We start from the raw sequence: 15,788 nt of genomic DNA, 5'->3' as shown, positions 1-15,788 counted from the left end.
TCCTGCTGGGTGACAGGGGTACGCGCTCGCTCTCTGGCTATCCCGATCGAGCTGACGCGATCCACGGATGCCCGGGGACAATGGCGCTCTCCAACGTCCGTGGGTCGATACTCCACTGACCAGCGAGCGTGAGCACGGTTTCCTCATCTGGCCACGGCGAAGTCTCGTCATCGTCGTCCCAAGGCTCGTCCTCGTCGGAGACGGTCCCGACTCCGAGTGCTTGCTCCTCCAGCGTGCGTTCGCCGACGTCAAACAGCACCTCGCCGCGCTCGCCGAGGTAGGCGAATGCTCGTTCCACCATGCCGCCCCTGGCGCGCCCCCACCCGTGATATTCGACGACGCGATGAGTGCCGAAGTACTGCACCTCACCGAGCAACTGGCTAAGCGCTGCCAGCCAAGGGGCGAATCGGTCGCCTTCGGGTGCGGGAACGTCCCTCGAAGCGGCGAGCGTCCATCGGTCAAGCGGCGGCGTGAGCAGCCACTGGCCCTGGTCGTCATACGCAGCGGTGACCGCATCACGCCAGTTGGCGGGAGTGGGACGGCTGAGGTTCAGCGCGGCCGCGACAGCCTCTGCGTCCCGGTCACGTATGGCGAGCCAATCAAGCTTGTAGCCAAAGCCGAGCGCTGCATCGGGAGCCATCAGCGGTTGAGGTAGGCGGTCAGGCCGCCGAGTTCCTCGCTGGCGATGAACACCGACCGTACGTTGAGGATGGCCTCTTCGACGTGGGCGGGGCAGCCCCACGCCGCGTCACCCCACGAATCGGCGATCTTGACCTCGGCTGGCGCTGTGCACCCGGCGGCGCCGCCGAGCTGGCAGTGCTCGGGGTGGGGCGTGGCGGCCTGCGCGGCCGCGGCGGCACGCATCTGGGTGGCGAGTTCCGCGGCGGCGGCGGCGCGCTGCTCGGCCTCGGCGCGCAGTTCCCGCTCGACGCGCAGCACCTTGGCCAACTCGTCATTGGCCGACTTGGCGCGTGCCTCGGCGGCGAGCTTCGCCTGCTCGATGTGGTGGCGTTCGATGGCCAGGGCTGCGGTGCCGGCGAAGAGCCGGGTGAGGGCGAGGTCGGTGTCCTGCGGGACGCGCGGGGTGCGGTGATACATCGCGAAGGTGCCCAACAGGCCGCCGTCGCGAGCCAGGATCGGCGTGGACCAGCAGGCCGCCAATCCGGCCTGGTCGGCCAGGTCCCGGAAGTCGTCCCAGAACGGATCGGTGGCGATGTCGGTGACGATGACTGGTTCCCGACGGTGGGCGGCGGTGCCGCACGAGCCGACACCTTCGCCGGTCGCGATGCCGTCGATGGCCTGGTTGTAGAAGTCGGGCAGGCTCGGTGCGGCGCCGTGGCGCAGGTGCCTGGCGTCGGGATCGGCGAGCAGGACGGAGACGAGGACCTCCTGCGGTGCGAGGTTCTCGATACAGCGGGCCATTCCGTCGAGCACCTCGGTCAGGGGTGCCTGGCGGGCGATCTGCTCCAGCAGGGCACGGTGTTCGGCCATCAGCCGTTGGGCATGCTTGACCTGCGTGGTCTCCACACCGAGCACACGGATGCCGGTCACGTTGCCGTCGGCGTCCCGACGCGGCTCGTAGGTGAAGTCGAAGAACGCCTCCCGCGCCTGCGGGCCGCTGCCCAGCATGATCCGGACGTCACGGCCGGTGTACGGCTCACCCGTGCGGAAGACCTGGTCCAGGAGCGCGATGAATCCCTGACCGGCCAGTTCGGGCATCAGCTCGGCGATCGCCACCCCGACGCGGGCCCGCTCTTGGCCGATGGTGGCGAAGAACGCCGGGTTCGCCGTCTCCACCAGGTGCGATGGCCCCGCCAGAGACGCGAAGACGGCGATGGACTGCCCGAACAACGCCCGCAGGTCCTCCTCCGCTACTTGCTCGGCAGCCGCCGAATCCGCAGCAGCAGTGGACCCTTGGCCTGGTACGGCGGTCATTGTGTGGGTCTCGCCTCTCGTCTGCGGATACGGGATCGCCGGTGGTGCCACCCGGGCGGTGAGGGTGGCCGTGGTGCGGAGGTGCTTGGCTGAGGCCGCCGCCGGTGCAGCGTACCCACCTGCCCGATCTACAGGTCCTACCCACCAACCAGGCACCGCAACCCGTCGCCCGAACAGCCACCAACCTCAATCCTGAAGCGCCGCAGTCAGCAGTTCGGACGTGGCGTCGTCGAAGGCGACAAGGCGAACACGCTCAACCGTTGTCGGCGTCGCTCTGATGGTCGAGATTGCGATCTTCGCTGCCTGGTCGGCCGGGAATCCGTATACGCCAGTGGCGATGGCGGGGAAGGCGACGCTGCGAGCGCCAATCTCATCGGCAACCTCAAGGCTGCGCCGATAGCACGACGCCAGGACGTCAGCCTCGCCGTAGCCGCCGCCTTCCCACACCGGGCCAACGGTGTGAATGACATGACGTATTGGTGGATCCAGGTCAAAGGCTGGCGTGGCAACCGCATCGCCGGGATCACACGGAGCCAGCGCTGCCCCCGCCTGGGCCAGACGCGGGCCCGCCGCACTGTGGATCGCCCCATCGACACCGCCGCCACCCAACAGCGACTCGTTCGCCGCGGTCACGACGGCGTCGACGTCCTCGCTGGTGATGTCGCCACGAACAACTTCGACCACAGGCATGGCTCGATGATGCCACCAGTCGGAGGTCAGATCAGGGCTGCCGCGAGGGCGCGGAACGCGTCGGCGGGGAACGCCTTGTCGTCGCCGCCGTTGAGCACCTGGATCGCCACCTCGTCCGCGCCGGCCTGGTAGTGCTTCTCCAACCCGGCCACCACCTTCTCGACGCTGCCCCACGGGATCAGCGCGTCGACGAGGCGGTCACTGCCGCCGTCGGCGAAGTCCTCGTCGGTCCAGCCGAAACGCCGCAGGTTGTTGGTGTAGTTCGGCAAGGCGAGGTACCCGCTCGTGTACTGGCGGGCGGTGGCGCGCGCGGTGGTGGCGTCCGCGTCGAGGACCACGGCGACCTCGGGGGCGAGCAGCCGGTCGGGCCCGATCGCCGCCCGGGCTTCGGCGGTGTGCTCGGCAGGGACGAAGTACGGGTGCGCCCCGGCGGAGCGGTCGCGGGAGAGTTCGAGCATCCGCGGGCCCAGTGCGGCAAGGATGCGCCGCTCGGGCGAAAGCCCGGCCGCGTCGAGGCCGTCGAGGTACTGCACCATCCGCGAGTACGGCTTGCGATAGTCGGTGCCGCCACTTTCCACCACCACCGCGTGGCTGGCGCCGAGACCGAGCAGGAACCGGCCGGGATGCGCCTGCTCCGCGTCCTGGGCGAACGCCGCCGCCTCGGGCGGCGACGAGTGCCAGATGCTCACGATCCCGGTCGCGACCCCGATGCGCGTGGTCCCGTCCAGGATCTCCCGGAAACGGGGGGCGACGTTCTCGCCGAAACCACCGGAGAACCAGATTCGTGAGTAGCCGAGGTCTTCCAACTCGGTCGCGGCGTCGATGGCCGCGCCCTGACTCTCGCTAGCAAGGAAGAACGGTTGCCACACGCTGACGAGTCGTTGTGCCATACCGCCACCCTACGACCGATCGGCCGCTGACCGCGTCAGCTTGCGCTCCCCAAGCCCAATGTGAACGGGCCGACAGGGCCGCCGGCAGAGTCTGTGGTGCCGAAACCCGAGCCGATCCACGGTAGCCTCGCGGCATGGGTCCAACCTGGTCGATGCCCTTGCGGCTGAGCCTGATGTGGATATCGACGGTGCTCCTGCTTGTGCTGTTTGCGCACGGACTGCGTGTCGAGTACCTGCCAATCGAGGCGCTCACCGGCAGCGTCTGGGCGGCGCTCCTCGGCACGGGTGCAATCCTGTCGAGCGGATTGGCCAGGTGGGGGCACGGCAAGAGTGCCATCGTGCTGCTGTGCGTGGCGGCCCTGGTTGCCTGCGATGTGGCGGTCGTCGTCGACAGTGCGTTGATCTACGACGGGGCCGGTTATTGGACGCTCAACGGTGGTGTCGGCCTGCCGTACTCATACGCACCGTTGTGGTATCCAGCCTCGCTGCTGCCCTGGTTCGATGTCTTCGGCATCGACCAGACGGCCATCACGGCGGGCGATGTCGAGTGGCAGGCGGAGCACGTCGCTCCGGTGGCAGTGGTGCTGACCAGCGCGTCGGCCCTCTTCGTCGCATTCGTGGCGAGGGGGCTGTTCGGGGGTTGGCAGGCCAGCCCGCAGCGCCGGCTGGTACGCGCCGATTCCTGACTCACGGTGTGAGGCCGGCCTGGATCGCCAGGATGGCGGCTCGTACGCGGTCGCGGCTGCCGGTCTTGGCCAGCACGTTTGTGACGTGGGTCTTGACGGTGCTCATGGACAGGTAGAGGCGTTCGGCGATCTCGTTGTTGTTGAGTCCGGCGCCGATCAGGGCGAGCACGTCGGTCTCCCGAGCGGTGAGCTGGTAGGCCGCCAACTCCACGCGGGTGGCCGGCCCGGTCGCGCGGACCCGTTCGAGGACGGCGCCGGTGACCTCGGCGGAGAGGACCGCCTCGCCGGCCGCGACGGTGCGCACCGCGGCGATCAGGTCACGGGCGCTGGACCTCTTGAGCAGGAACCCGCGCGCGCCGGCGGCGATGGCGTCCAGGACGTAGGCGTCGTCGTCGAAGGTGGTGACGACGATGACCGCCGGGGCGTGCGGGATCGTGGCCAGCTCGCGGGTGGCCTGCAGGCCGTCGAGCACCGGCATGCGAATGTCGACGAGGGCGACGTCGATGCGGGAGTCGCGGCGTACGGCGTCGAGGAGCTGCCTGCCATCGGCCGCCTCGGCCGCGACCTGGATGTCGGGTTGGGACCGCAGGATCAGGCTGAAGCCGTCCCGGACCAGCTCCTGGTCGTCGGCGATAGCGACGCGGATCATTTGGTCGCCACCGGCAGGTTCGCCTGCACCACTGTGCCGCCGCCGGGGCGCTGGCTCAGCTCCCAGCTCCCGCCGCGCGCGGCGACGCGCTCCCCGATGCCGAGCAGGCCCGAGCCGCTCGTGGGTGCGCGGGGCGGCCCGACGCCGTCGTCGCTGATCCGTAGGCGGGCGTGGTCGCCGACGCGGGCCAGTTCGACCCAGGCCGCCGTGGCCTTCGCGTGGCGGGCGATGTTGGTGAGGGCCTCCTGGGCGATGCGGTACGCGGTCAACACGCCGATCTCGTCCAGGCCCGGCTCGGGGTCCACCTGGACCCGCACTGTCACGCCCCGTTGGCGCAGCGGCTGGGCGAGCAGCTCGTCGATGTCCGACAGGCGCGGCGGGGCGCTCACCGCTATCGACGCGTCCGGATCGCGCAGATGCACGACGAGCGTGTCCAGCTCGCTCAGTGCGGTGCGGCCACTGCCCGCGATCGCCCGCAGCGCCGCCCCCGGGTCGTCACTGAGCTGGCCCGCCTCGGCCTGCACCACCATCGCGGTGACGTGGTGGCCGACCACGTCATGCAGCTCACGGGCCAGGTTGGTGCGCTGTTCCAGCCAGGCGGCCTGGCCGCGCAGGTCGTCCGTCTCCCGGGTCAGGGCTTGGCCGCGGGACCAGGATCGCAACAGGATCGCCAGGAGGTAGCCGGCCGTCACGAAGAAGAACGGCTGCTCGTACACCCCTCGCTCGTTGACCAGCGCGGTGGTGAGAGCGCCGGTAGCGCCGATCAGGCCACCCACCCACCCCAGCCACGGGTGTCGGGCCGGATCCTCGCAGACCGAGACGAACACCAGGCCGGCGGCCGCGAGGCCCAACTGCACCGACTCGCCGGTGCTCACGATCGCCACGAACCCCGCGCAGACCGCGAAGACCAGGGTTCGGTAGCGGGGGCGCAGCGCCGTGGCCCCGAGGCCGACCGGCAGCACCAGCCACGCCCAGCCCGCCGGCACGGACACGCCGTCTTCGACGGTGGTGACCACGGCGGCGATGATCAAACCAACCGCACCGTACGCGAGCCGGCGCACTCGCTCGGGGTCGCGCAACCGTTCGCGGATTCCAGTCCTCACCCGCACAGTCTCCGCGACCAGCCGGAAGACCGGCCAGTACCCAGGTACCGGATCGGCCGGCACCCCGGTACCACAGTGGGAACCAGATCGGCACCGCGGCACGTTCCGCGAAGACGCCCGCCGGACGACTCTGCGGGGGTGACTCTCGTCGACTCCCGCGCCGCCATCACCGTCGGCCCGCTTCGTACGGTTCCCAACTACATCACCGCCGTTCGCACGGTCGCCGCTGTCACCGTCGGTATCGTGGCCCTCGTCTCCGGCTCGGTGGCATTGATGGCGGTATCGTACGGTATCTACTGGCTCGGTGACGTGCTCGACGGCTGGGCCGCCCGCCGGCTCGGACAGGAGACCCGCGCCGGGGCCGTCTTCGACATCGTGAGCGACCGCGCGTGCACCGCCGTACTCTGCGTGGGCCTGGTCTCCCTCGTGCCCGACGTCGCGGTCGTGGCAGTGGTCTTCCTGCTCTCGTTCCTGGTGCTGGACACGATGCTGTCGCTGGCGTTCCTGTGCTGGCCGGTGCTCAGCCCCAACTACTTCCACCTGGTCGACCGGCGGGTGTGGGCGTTGAACTGGTCGCCTGTGGCCAAGGTCGCCAACACCGCAGGCGTCATCGGCGCCATCGCGTTCGGGCAGTACCTGCTCGCGCTGGGCGTCGCCGTCGCCGTCGTCGCGGTCAAGCTGTGGTCGGTCGCCGCGGTGGTCCGGCTGCTCGAACGGGACGGCCGGGCATGAGCAGCCTCGCCGAGGCCGTGGTGGCGCTGGGCTACGGTGTCGCCTCGGCGCTCGTCCCGATCGTCAACGCCGAGGCCTACGCAGTGGTCGCCGGGCAACGCGGCGGCCACGCTCTCGTCGCCGTGGTGGTCGCCCTGGCGCTCGGGCAGACCGCCGGCAAGCTGCTGCTGTTCGAGTCGGCGCGTCGAGGGTCGGGGCGACTGGCCCAGAAGCTCGCGAGACGGGGAAAGTCAGAGCGCGCGGCGACTCGGGCCGCGCGGTGGACCGAGCCGATCCGACGCTGGCTCTCCCGCCGCCGCACCGCCCTACCGATAGTGCTGGCCTCCGCCGCGGTCGGGGTTCCACCGTTGGCCGTCGTCAGCCTCGCCGCCGGCACCGCGGGCCTTCGACGCTGGGAGTTCGCCGTCGCCTGTCTCTCCGGGCGGGTGATCCGTTTCGCAGTGCTCGTCCTGCCGGCGGTGCTGGCCTGACCCCGGCTTCCCGTCAGAGGAGCCGGCCGTCGTGGGCGAGCAGGGCGATCTGGGTGCGGTTGTCGAGATCCAGCTTGGTCAGGATGTGCGAGACGTGGGCCTTCACAGTCGTCACGCTCATCAGCAGCTCGCCGGCGATCTCGGCGTTGGAGCGCCCCTGCGCGATGGCCAGCACGACGTCGCGTTCCCGGGGCGTGAGCAGTGCCAACCGCTCGTGCGCCTGCTCGTAGGACTCGGCCCCCGACGCGACCCGTTGCATGAGGCGGCGCGTCACGCCCGGAGACAGCATCGGGTTGCCGGCCGCCACCGCGCGGACCGCCTGGCTGATCTGCTCGGGCGGGGTGTCCTTGAGCAGGAAGCCGCTCGCGCCGGCTCGGAGGGCTCGCATCACGTGCTCGTCCGTGTCGAACGTGGTGAGCACGATGATCTCGGGTGGCCGGTGGCGGCGGCGCAGGCGCTCGGTGGCGGTGATGCCGTTGACGCCGGGCATCCTGATGTCCATCAGCACCACGTCGGGCAGGTGCCGATCCACCGCCGTGATCGCCGTGGCGCCGTCGGCGGCCTCGCCCACCACCACGATCCCGTCGGCACCGTCGAGCATCAGCGTGAGCATCCCCCGTACGAGGGGATCGTCGTCGACGATGACGACCCGGATCGGACCTGTCACGTCGGCCACGGCAGCCACGCGGTGAGGTGGAACCGGCCCGCGGCGTCGACATGGTGGGCGACCCGACCGCCGGTGAGCGCAGCCCGTTCGGCGAGGCCGATCAGGCCGGTACCGGCGCTCCCGGTGGCACCGCCGTCGGGCGTGGTCGGGTTGCTCACCGCGATGCTCAGGCCGGAGCCGGGCGCGCCGCCGAGCACCAGCCGGACCGGCTGACCGGCGGCGTGCTTGCGGGCGTTGGTCAGTGCCTCCTGCGCGATCCGGTACGCGGTGCGGCCAACCGTCGGGGGGATCTCGACCGGCGGGCCGAGCGGGTCGTCGACGTCGATCTGTTGCCCGGCGGCCCGCGCCTCGTCCACCAGGCGCGGCAGGTCGGCGAGGGTCTGACCGGGCGGTGCGTCGGTCGGCGACTCGGTGTCGTCGCTGCGCAGCAGGGTGATGACCTCGCGCAGCTCGTCGAGGGCGTGGTGTGCGCTGGCCCGGATCACCCCGGCGGCGGCGCTGAGCCGCTCGGGCGGCGCGTCCGGCCGGTACTCCATCGCCCCGGCGGCCGCCGCCAGCAGGGACAGCCGGTGGGCCAACACGTCGTGCATCTCCCGCGCGATCCGGCTGCGCTCCGCCGCCCGCGCCTCGTCGACCCGTCGTTCCTGCTCCTGCTCGGCCCGTCGGGCCCGGTCCCGCAGCGCCGCCAGCAGGGCGTTCCGTGCCTGCGCCCAGGTGCCCCAGCCGAGCAGGGCCGCGTAGGCGATCGTCATCAGCACCAGCCGCCACCCGTACGGCAGGCTGGGCACCGGCCGCCAGAGCGCCTGCACCGCCTCGCCCGCCACGCCGACCGCCGCCACCGCCGCCGCCTGCCGAAACGGTCTGTTGCGGGCGATGAACAGCACCGCGAAGCTGGCCACCGGCGTGGCCACCGGAGACAGCGCGACGAGCAGGCCGGCCAGCACGCCACCGACCTGCGGGCGGCGGACGACCACCGGTACGAGGGCCAGGGCGCCCACCGCCAGCGCGACGTCGACGCCGACCAGGCCGGCGGAGCTGGACCGGGTGGCGGACCACAGCATGGTCGCGACGAGGACGCCGATCGCCACTGTCGTCACGACCACCGGGACGGAACGCCACGTCCGCGGTGGCTTGACCTCGCACGTCGCCGCATCCACATGCCGCACGCTACTGGGATCGCGGCCGGCCGGACCACCTCCTTTGGTAGTACGCCGAGCCGCCAGCGGACGTACCCGCCGTGGCGTCTGGACCGACGCGGCCGACCCGGCCCGGTCCACAGACTCGGACCATGACGAACAACCTTCTCCTGGGACGGGCCGCGGTGGCGGCCGGCGCGATAGTGGTGGCGGTGGTCGAGTTCGCGCTCCTGCACTCGGCGGCCGGCGTCGACCTGGCGGTCACGTCGGGGGACTCGACCCGGCAGATCACGGTGGCCGCTGTCATCGTGGCCACCGCTGTCGCGGCACTGGCCGGCTGGGCGCTGCTCGCGGTGCTGGAACGCCGCATCAACCGCTCCCGCGTCTGGTGGACCTCGATCGCGGTCGCCGTCCTGCTGCTCTCGCTCGTGGTCGGGCCGCCGAGTGGCGTCGGCGGGGGAGCGAAGGCGACCCTCGCGCTGCTGCACCTGAGCGTCGGCGTCATCCTCATCCTCGGCCTGCCCCGGTCTCGTCCGGAAGGGGCGGGCCGATGACCACGCTGACCGTACGCAAACAGGACGGGAGCTTCGTCCTCGACTCCGGGGCGCACGCTTCGCTGCGTACCGGCTGGACCTGGCGGTGCGGCGAGATCCGCACCGGCACCGGCCGCTGGACTGTCGCACCGACCGACCGCCGCCGCATCGGGTTCGCCGCCCGGGGCGAGCACGGCGTACCGGTGCGGCTCGACCCGGGCCGATCGCACGTGCCGGGCCCCGGCGGGGTGGCCCACTGGGCACCCGGCCGCTGCGGGGGTGAGCTGGTACGCGACGGGCACCGCCTCGCGGTGCGCCTCCCCGGCCGACGCGGCGGGCCGATCCGTGTCGACGTCACCGGCGAGTGGGCCGAGCTGGAGTTGGTGGTGCTCACCGCCTGTTTCGCGCTGATGAGTCAGCGGCGGCGGCGCACCCTGATCGTGATGGCGGTCGTCAGCGCGGGCAGTGGGTGACCGCCGGCCAGACGACGAGGACGCGTGCTCAGACGATGCGACGGAGCACCGTCTCCACGGCGTCGATCAGCGGATCACCCTCGGTCCGTGGGTGCCGGGCGAGACCGAACTCGACGTCCGGCAGGACGGGTAGGGCATCCGTGTCGCGGCAGATCATGACCGGTTCGAGGTTCGCGGGCATGAGCGCCGCCACGCCGAGCCCGGCCCGTACCGCGGCGAGCACCCCGACCAGGCTGTTGCTCTCGAAGGCCACCCGCCAACGCCGATCGGCACGCTCCAGCGCGTCCAGCACCGACGTACGCCAGGAGCACGGGTTGGAGAAGAGCACCACCGGCAGCGGATCGGCGCTCACGTCCACACCCTGCCCGGTCGCCCAGACCAGCGGGGCGCGCACCGTCCAGCGCGGCGGCCCTGGGATGTCCGGTACCGCGTCGAGCACGAGTTGGACGCGGCCCGCGTCGTAGGCCTCCCGCATGGCGGCGTTGGAGCAGCTGAGCACCTCCAGCGTCGCGCCGGGGTGCAGCCGGGCGAGGTCGGCGAGGGCCTGCGGAAGGTGGGACGCGGCGAGGTCTTCGAGCAACCCGACGCCACAGTGGCCGGTGAGCGCGCGTCCGGTCTCGGTGAGCGCCTGTGCGGAGAGCGAGAGGATGCGTTCGGCGTACGGCAGGAGCTCTTCGCCCGTCCGGGTCGGCGAGACACCGGACGACGACCGGTGCAGCAGCGGACGACCGACGACGCTCTCGAGCTTGCGTAGTTGCTGGCTGAGACCGGGCTGGGTCTGCCCGAGAGCTGTCGCGGCACGGCTGATGCTGCCCTCCCGCACGGCGGCGACGAACGACCGCAGCAGGGCGGTCTCCAGATCCCTGGCCATAAGCAACCATTATGCCAGCCTCAACGAAATGGTGTCTTCTTATGGCGTGCGGGCGGAACTAGCGTCAACCGGGTGACCAGCTACCGGCAGGTGCTCGCCGTGCCAGGGATGGCACCGCTGCTGGGCGTCTCGTTGCTCGCCCGCACCGCGATAACGGCCGACGTGATGGCGCTGACCCTCTTCGTCGTCCTCGGCCTGGAGCTGAGCTACGCGGCAGCCGGTGGGGTCGCGGCGGCCCTGACCGCCGGAGTGGCGCTGGGCGGCCCGCTGCTCGGCCGCATGATCGACTCACGGGGCCTGCGTCTCGTCCTGCTGGTGACGGTCACCGCGCAGGTCGTGTTCTGGCTGGGCGTGCCGGTCCTGCCGTACGGGCTGCTGCTGGTCGCCAGCTTCGTCGCGGGTTTGTTGATGGTGCCGGCCCAGGCGGTGAGCAGACAGGCGATCGCCGCGATGACGACGGCGCCGCAGCGCCGGGCCGCGTTCGCGCTGGAATCGGTGCAGGGCGAACTGTCGTACGTCGTGGGGCCGGCGGTGGTGATCCTGGGCGCGGCGACGGTGTCCCCCGACGCGGTGGCATGGGGGGTCGGCGCCGCGATCCTGGCCGGCGGCGTCGGCATCGCAGTGCTCAACCCACCGATGCACGCCCAGGACGAGGCGGACGCCGCCGCTGCGGAACGACCCCCACGCCAGCAGTGGCTGGACGCCAGGATGATCGCCGCGCTGACGATGGCGTTCGGAACGACGACACTGCTCAGCGGCGTCGACCTCGCCATCGTCGCCACGCTGCGGGAGGCAGGTCAGGTCTCCTGGGCCGCCGTGGTCGTCGTGGTGTTCGGCGTGTCGTCGGTCATCGGCGGGCTGGTCTACGGCGCGCTGACCCGGCCACTGCCCACCTGGCTGCTGCTCGCCCTGCTCGGGCTCGTGACGATTCCCGCCGGGCTCGCCCACGACTGGCAGTGGCTGTGTGTGGCCGTCGTCGGCAGCGGACTACTCACCGCGCCGACCCTCGGCACGGTTGCCGACGCGGTGAGCCGCCTGGCGCCGCCCGGTGTGCGCGGCGAGGTGACGGGTCTGCAATCGTCGGCGCAGAGCGCCGGTTTCGCGCTCGGATCCCCGCTCGTCGGCGTGGCGGTCGACAGCTCCGTGCCGGCGGGCGGTTTCGCGACGGCCGGCCTTGCCGGCCTCGCCGCCGCGGGCACCGGATATCTGCTGTCCCGCCGCTCACCCGCGCGGACGGCGGGAACGAGTCGAGCAACGTCCGATCTCGGTTCGCACAACTCCTCGGCGTCACGCCCGGCGCGTACCGGAAGGTTTTCCGACAGCAGGCGAGCCGGACCGGCGCGTAGCTGGAGGGCTGGCGACGGTCGGCTCCGGCGCGACGACGCGGCCGCGACGCGAGTCCACGGCGAGCAGCGCGAGGGCGGCCAGCGCCAGCAGCCCGCCCGCGAGTGCCAGCGGGCGTGCCCCCGAGGTGGGCAGGAGGGCACCGCCGAGCAGTGATCCGCCGGCGATGCCCGCGTTGAAGGCGGTGCTGACCCCGGCCGACGCGATGTCGGTGCTGCCCGGGGCCAGTTGCAGCATCCGGTTCTGCACGGCGGAGCCGAACGCCGCGTACGCGAGGCCGATCCCGGCGAGGAGCACGACCACGCCCGGCTTGAGCGCGCCGAGCGCGTACAGCCCGAGCAGCGAGCCTGTGCCGATGGCCAGCGGTGCCAGCAGCGAAGCGATCGGTCGGGTGTCCAAAGTCCGGGCCGCGACCAGGGTGCCGACGACGCCGGCCGCGCCGGAGACGAACAGCAGCGGCGCCAGCACCGCGTCGGCGAAGCCGCTGACGTCGAGCAGGAACGGAGTCACATAGGTCTGCAGGGTCATGAAGCCGCCGATGCCGAGGGCGGTGGCGATCAGCAGGACGGCAAAGCGCCGGCCGTCCGGTGCGCTGCCCCGGGCGGCGCCGCCGGCGGCCGGGGGATAGGAGGGGAGAAGGAGCAGCACCGCGGCGGCGATCGCCACACCGATCCCGGCCAGCACGGCGAACGCCGCGCGCCAGCCGGCTTGCTGCCCGAGCCAGGTGCCGAGGGGTACGCCGAGCACCGGGGCGAGCGTCGCCCCGGTCGCGAACAGCGCCACCGCCCGACCGCGCACCGCGACCGGGAACGGCCCGATCACCGTCGCCGTGGCGACGGACCAGAACAGCGCCTGGGCGAGGGCGGTCACCAGGCGGGTGCCGGCCAGCACGGCGTACGTCGGCGCGAGCGCGGCGGCGGCGTTCGCGGCGGCGAACAGGAGCATCGTGACGCCGAGCAGGTGCCGCCGGGGAACCCGCTGAGTCAGTCGGGTCAGCGGCACGGACGCCAGCACCACCACCACTGCGTACCCACTGACCAGCAGACCCACCTGTGAGCGGGACCGGTCCAGATCGGGTGCGATGCGAGTCAGCAGACCGACGGGCATCAGCTCGGTCGTGATGAACGCGAACGCGGCGAGGGAGAGCGTGACGAGCACGGCCCTGGCCCTTCGCGGCGAAACCTCCGGTGCCATGGCCCACCCCCCATTCCAGGGGTCACCGTAATGGAGGGCCCGACCCCCGCTCCGCGCGTGTGGTCAGGATCGCGTCCGGAACGGGGCCAGGACGGCGCGGATCTGATCGGCCGCGCCCCAGTCGTCGTCGAACTGGGCCAGCACGGCGAGGTGTTGCCGCAGTTGGATGACCGGCATCCGGGCCTCCCAGCCGGCGTCGAGCGAGGTCAGCTCGGCGTAGACCTCGAACATCCGTCGTGCCTCGGGCGGAGGCGAGGTGGACCACACGTGCGCGAGGTCGACCTCGGCCCACAGGTACGACACGGCCGGGTCGATCAGCGTCGGCTCTCCGTCCGCTGTGGCCAGGACGTTCTGTGCCCACAGGTCGCCGTGCGTCAGACACGCCGGACGCTCGGGCAGCAGGTCGGGCAGCCGGTCGCAGAGCCGTTCCAGCGCCGACCGGTCCTCCGCGTCGAGCGCCGCCTCGACGCGGGGCTCGTCGAGCCAACGCAGCAGCCGGTGCTCTGCGAAGAAGGCGAAGCCGTCGTCGTTCCACGTGTTGACCTGCCGGCGACGGCCCAGCCAGTTGTCCCGGTGCCAGCCGAAACGGGAATGGGTCGTGTTCAGGTGCAGGCGGGCGAGCAGGTGTGCGACCTGCTCCCAGAAGGCCTCGCTGCGCGGCCTCTCCCGCAACACCGACAACACCAGGACGTCCCGATCCGCCAGGATCACCTCGGGTGTCGCCACACCGCCCAACTCGCGCAGTGCGGCCAGTCCTTCGGCCTCGGCGACGAAGACGTCGTCGGCCGGCGGGTCGGCGAAGCCCTTGACGAACACCGGCGGGGCATCCCGGCGGGTGGCGATGCCCGCGAGAGCCGCGAGCCCGCCGGTCACTGGCTGCACCGTGACGACCTCGCGCATGCCGGCCAGGTGCAGACGCTCCAGCAGGGTCACGGGACGCTCCTCAGGTCCGGCGTGCGAGGTCATCCGATCCTATGTGGCTGGTCACGGCTCGCCCTGCCGGCGCTGAGGGGAGTTGATCCACCGGTCGGCGCGGTCGAGAATCGACGTCGTGGATAAGCCTCAGGACTGGGTCTCGCTGCTGGGCGAGCTTGACCGGCAGGTGTCGTCCGGGCGGCTCTCACCGGACACGGCGGCGTTGCCCGAGCTGATGAGCAGCTACGACGTGCCGGGGGTCAGCATCGCCGTCGGCGACGTGAGCGGGCAGGTGTGGGCGGCCGGGTTTGGCGTCATGGCGGTCGGGACGTCGACTCCGGTGACCGCGAGCACCGCCTTCGCGGCCTGTTCGATCAGTAAGCATGTCGCGGCGTTCGGCGCGCTACGACTGGTCCAGGCCGGTGTCCTCGATCTCGACGCCGACATCGCCGAGTACCTCACCTCGTGGCACCTGCCCGGCCGGGACGGCCAGCAGGGAATCACGGTACGACAGTTGCTGGCGCACACCGCTGGACTGTCCGACACCTGGTACCGGGGCTACCCCGCGGATCGCGCCCCGTCGCTGTTGCAGGTCCTGGAAGGCAGCGGCACGACGACCACGCCACCGGTTCGGCCGACAGTGTTACCTGGTAGCCGCTTTCGGTATTCGGGCAGCCACTATTCGGTGCTCCAGCAGCTGATGGTGGACGCGACCGGAACCCCGTTCGAGGACCTCCTGCGAACTCTGGTGCTGGAACCGCTGGCCATGGCGGACAGCAGCTTCGACCAGCGTTTTCCCCACCAGCGACCGGATCAGGTGGCGCATGGCCACCACGGTGGCGGTACCAGGATTCCTGGCGGCTGGCGAACGCAACCGGAGCTGGCCGCCGCCGGACTGTGGAGCACCCCGACCGACCTGCTCCGGCTCGACCTCGAAATCGCCCGAGCCGTCTCGGGACGTTCGAAGCTGCTCGACCGCGACCTGGCCACCCAGATGTGCACACCGCAGATCCCTGCCGACAGCTACGGGCTCGGCACCGAACTCGACGACCGCGCCGAGCGTCGGCGTTTCGGACACACCGGGTTGAACGTCGGCTATACCTGCTTCTCCTACGTGTGGCCCGACAGCGGCGCCGCGGTAGCGGCGATGACCAACTCAGAGGATGGCTGGGAGCTGCTGGTCAGCATCCGCGCCGCAGCGGACCGTCGTTACGCCACCACCAGAGTCACCGCCGCGCCGCCTGCCGACGTCACGGGCCGCTACGTTCTGCGCGACGACTACCCGATCGACGTCGCCCTCACCGAGGGTCACTTGACCTTCGCCGCCTCGACCCAGCAGCCGGTTGTCCTCCTGGCGGACCCGGACGGTCGCTACCGGCACCCGGACCTCGACCTGGAGGTTCGGTTCGTCCGGACCGACGACCAGCCCCTCGTCCTCGAACTGCGCCAGGAAGGGGTCACGCAGACCGCGAGGCCAGCAACCAGGCAACCGGAGTAGCC

General features: G+C 71.4%; 17 protein-coding genes and 1 pseudogene. 7 read left to right on the top strand and 11 right to left on the bottom strand.

Annotated features, from left to right (window positions below):
- Nucleotides 1–37: 37 nt before the first annotated feature.
- The 4 genes from OG598_RS17925 to OG598_RS17910 form a co-directional block, all read right to left on the bottom strand.
- Nucleotides 38–640: a hypothetical protein gene (locus OG598_RS17925; protein ID WP_328650252.1), complete on the bottom strand. Its 603-nt coding sequence runs from the start codon at nucleotides 638–640 to the stop codon at nucleotides 38–40.
- Entirely contained in the window at nucleotides 640–1,935 is a 1,296-nt protein-coding gene (locus OG598_RS17920; protein ID WP_328650251.1) for a GAF domain-containing protein, read from the bottom strand. The genes OG598_RS17925 and OG598_RS17920 overlap by 1 nt, the downstream gene beginning before the upstream one ends.
- A 186-nt stretch (nucleotides 1,936–2,121) precedes the next feature.
- Nucleotides 2,122–2,625, bottom strand: a complete 504-nt coding sequence (locus OG598_RS17915; RefSeq protein ID WP_328650250.1) for an O-acetyl-ADP-ribose deacetylase — start codon at nucleotides 2,623–2,625, stop codon at nucleotides 2,122–2,124.
- A 26-nt stretch (nucleotides 2,626–2,651) separates the two neighbouring features.
- Nucleotides 2,652–3,515 (bottom strand): TIGR03620 family F420-dependent LLM class oxidoreductase, encoded by an 864-nt coding sequence (locus OG598_RS17910; protein ID WP_328650249.1) that lies wholly within the window; start codon nucleotides 3,513–3,515, stop codon nucleotides 2,652–2,654.
- A gap of 134 nt (nucleotides 3,516–3,649) precedes the next feature.
- Between OG598_RS17910 and OG598_RS17905 the strand changes: the two genes are divergently transcribed.
- Nucleotides 3,650–4,201 carry a hypothetical protein gene (locus OG598_RS17905; protein WP_328650248.1) on the top strand — a complete coding sequence of 184 codons (552 nt, stop codon included), beginning with the start codon at nucleotides 3,650–3,652 and terminating at the stop codon, nucleotides 4,199–4,201.
- A gap of 1 nt (nucleotide 4,202) precedes the next feature.
- On the opposite strand, the gene OG598_RS17900 is transcribed toward OG598_RS17905, so the two are convergent.
- The gene (locus OG598_RS17900) at nucleotides 4,203–4,850 is read right to left on the bottom strand and encodes a response regulator transcription factor (RefSeq protein ID WP_328650247.1); all 648 of its coding nucleotides are present in this window, start codon (nucleotides 4,848–4,850) and stop codon (nucleotides 4,203–4,205) included.
- The gene (locus OG598_RS17895) at nucleotides 4,847–5,953 is read right to left on the bottom strand and encodes a sensor histidine kinase (RefSeq protein ID WP_328650246.1); all 1,107 of its coding nucleotides are present in this window, start codon (nucleotides 5,951–5,953) and stop codon (nucleotides 4,847–4,849) included. The genes OG598_RS17900 and OG598_RS17895 overlap by 4 nt, the downstream gene beginning before the upstream one ends.
- A 138-nt stretch (nucleotides 5,954–6,091) precedes the next feature.
- Between OG598_RS17895 and OG598_RS17890 the strand changes: the two genes are divergently transcribed.
- Nucleotides 6,092–6,685 (top strand): CDP-alcohol phosphatidyltransferase family protein, encoded by a 594-nt coding sequence (locus OG598_RS17890; RefSeq protein WP_328650245.1) that lies wholly within the window; start codon nucleotides 6,092–6,094, stop codon nucleotides 6,683–6,685.
- Nucleotides 6,682–7,155: a VTT domain-containing protein gene (locus OG598_RS17885; protein ID WP_328650244.1), complete on the top strand. Its 474-nt coding sequence runs from the start codon at nucleotides 6,682–6,684 to the stop codon at nucleotides 7,153–7,155. Before OG598_RS17890 ends, OG598_RS17885 begins: the two co-directional genes overlap by 4 nt.
- 13 nt (nucleotides 7,156–7,168) lie before the next feature.
- Here the strand turns inward: OG598_RS17885 and OG598_RS17880 are convergent, their stop codons facing one another.
- Both OG598_RS17880 and OG598_RS17875 read right to left on the bottom strand, forming a co-directional pair.
- Nucleotides 7,169–7,831, bottom strand: a complete 663-nt coding sequence (locus tag OG598_RS17880) for a response regulator transcription factor (RefSeq protein WP_328650243.1) — start codon at nucleotides 7,829–7,831, stop codon at nucleotides 7,169–7,171.
- The gene (locus OG598_RS17875) at nucleotides 7,819–8,979 is read right to left on the bottom strand and encodes a sensor histidine kinase (protein ID WP_328650242.1); all 1,161 of its coding nucleotides are present in this window, start codon (nucleotides 8,977–8,979) and stop codon (nucleotides 7,819–7,821) included. Before OG598_RS17875 ends, OG598_RS17880 begins: the two co-directional genes overlap by 13 nt.
- A 131-nt stretch (nucleotides 8,980–9,110) precedes the next feature.
- Between OG598_RS17875 and OG598_RS17870 the strand changes: the two genes are divergently transcribed.
- The gene (locus OG598_RS17870; protein ID WP_328650241.1) at nucleotides 9,111–9,512 is read left to right on the top strand and encodes a DUF6069 family protein; all 402 of its coding nucleotides are present in this window, start codon (nucleotides 9,111–9,113) and stop codon (nucleotides 9,510–9,512) included.
- The gene (locus tag OG598_RS17865) at nucleotides 9,509–9,964 is read left to right on the top strand and encodes a hypothetical protein (protein WP_328650240.1); all 456 of its coding nucleotides are present in this window, start codon (nucleotides 9,509–9,511) and stop codon (nucleotides 9,962–9,964) included. Before OG598_RS17870 ends, OG598_RS17865 begins: the two co-directional genes overlap by 4 nt.
- A 28-nt stretch (nucleotides 9,965–9,992) precedes the next feature.
- Here the strand turns inward: OG598_RS17865 and OG598_RS17860 are convergent, their stop codons facing one another.
- The gene (locus OG598_RS17860; RefSeq protein ID WP_328650239.1) at nucleotides 9,993–10,835 is read right to left on the bottom strand and encodes a LysR family transcriptional regulator; all 843 of its coding nucleotides are present in this window, start codon (nucleotides 10,833–10,835) and stop codon (nucleotides 9,993–9,995) included.
- 108 nt (nucleotides 10,836–10,943) lie between these two features.
- Here OG598_RS17860 and OG598_RS17855 point away from each other — a divergent pair.
- Nucleotides 10,944–12,071: pseudogene (locus tag OG598_RS17855) on the top strand (MFS transporter); the annotation flags it as partial.
- Nucleotides 12,072–12,122: 51 nt separating this feature from the next.
- Here the strand turns inward: OG598_RS17855 and OG598_RS17850 are convergent.
- Nucleotides 12,123–13,373 carry an MFS transporter gene (locus OG598_RS17850; protein WP_328650238.1) on the bottom strand — a complete coding sequence of 417 codons (1,251 nt, stop codon included), beginning with the start codon at nucleotides 13,371–13,373 and terminating at the stop codon, nucleotides 12,123–12,125.
- Between the two features lie 63 nt (nucleotides 13,374–13,436).
- A complete protein-coding gene (locus OG598_RS17845) occupies nucleotides 13,437–14,306 on the bottom strand; it encodes a fructosamine kinase family protein (protein ID WP_328650237.1) in 870 nt (289 codons plus the stop codon).
- Between the two features lie 118 nt (nucleotides 14,307–14,424).
- On the opposite strand from OG598_RS17845, the gene OG598_RS17840 reads away from it, so the two are divergent.
- Nucleotides 14,425–15,786 (top strand): serine hydrolase domain-containing protein, encoded by a 1,362-nt coding sequence (locus OG598_RS17840; RefSeq protein ID WP_328650236.1) that lies wholly within the window; start codon nucleotides 14,425–14,427, stop codon nucleotides 15,784–15,786.
- Nucleotides 15,787–15,788: the final 2 nt, after the last annotated feature.

It is taken from the genome of Micromonospora sp. NBC_00330, from assembly GCF_036136635.1.
Classification (GTDB): Bacteria; Actinomycetota; Actinomycetes; order Mycobacteriales; family Micromonosporaceae; genus Micromonospora; species Micromonospora salmantinae.
The sequence above is the reverse complement of the archived record's forward strand: the minus strand, read 5'-3'. Positions and strand labels throughout refer to the sequence as shown.

Coding starts and splice junctions, on each gene's coding strand:
- OG598_RS17925 (WP_328650252.1), bottom strand. CDS start 640: ATGGCTCCCGATGCAGCGCTCGGCTTTGGCTACAAGCTTGATTGGCTC.
- OG598_RS17920 (WP_328650251.1), bottom strand. CDS start 1,935: ATGACCGCCGTACCAGGCCAAGGGTCCACTGCTGCTGCGGATTCGGCG.
- OG598_RS17915 (WP_328650250.1), bottom strand. CDS start 2,625: ATGCCTGTGGTCGAAGTTGTTCGTGGCGACATCACCAGCGAGGACGTC.
- OG598_RS17910 (WP_328650249.1), bottom strand. CDS start 3,515: ATGGCACAACGACTCGTCAGCGTGTGGCAACCGTTCTTCCTTGCTAGC.
- OG598_RS17905 (WP_328650248.1), top strand. CDS start 3,650: ATGGGTCCAACCTGGTCGATGCCCTTGCGGCTGAGCCTGATGTGGATA.
- OG598_RS17900 (WP_328650247.1), bottom strand. CDS start 4,850: ATGATCCGCGTCGCTATCGCCGACGACCAGGAGCTGGTCCGGGACGGC.
- OG598_RS17885 (WP_328650244.1), top strand. CDS start 6,682: ATGAGCAGCCTCGCCGAGGCCGTGGTGGCGCTGGGCTACGGTGTCGCC.
- OG598_RS17870 (WP_328650241.1), top strand. CDS start 9,111: ATGACGAACAACCTTCTCCTGGGACGGGCCGCGGTGGCGGCCGGCGCG.
- OG598_RS17865 (WP_328650240.1), top strand. CDS start 9,509: ATGACCACGCTGACCGTACGCAAACAGGACGGGAGCTTCGTCCTCGAC.
- OG598_RS17860 (WP_328650239.1), bottom strand. CDS start 10,835: ATGGCCAGGGATCTGGAGACCGCCCTGCTGCGGTCGTTCGTCGCCGCC.
- OG598_RS17850 (WP_328650238.1), bottom strand. CDS start 13,373: ATGGCACCGGAGGTTTCGCCGCGAAGGGCCAGGGCCGTGCTCGTCACG.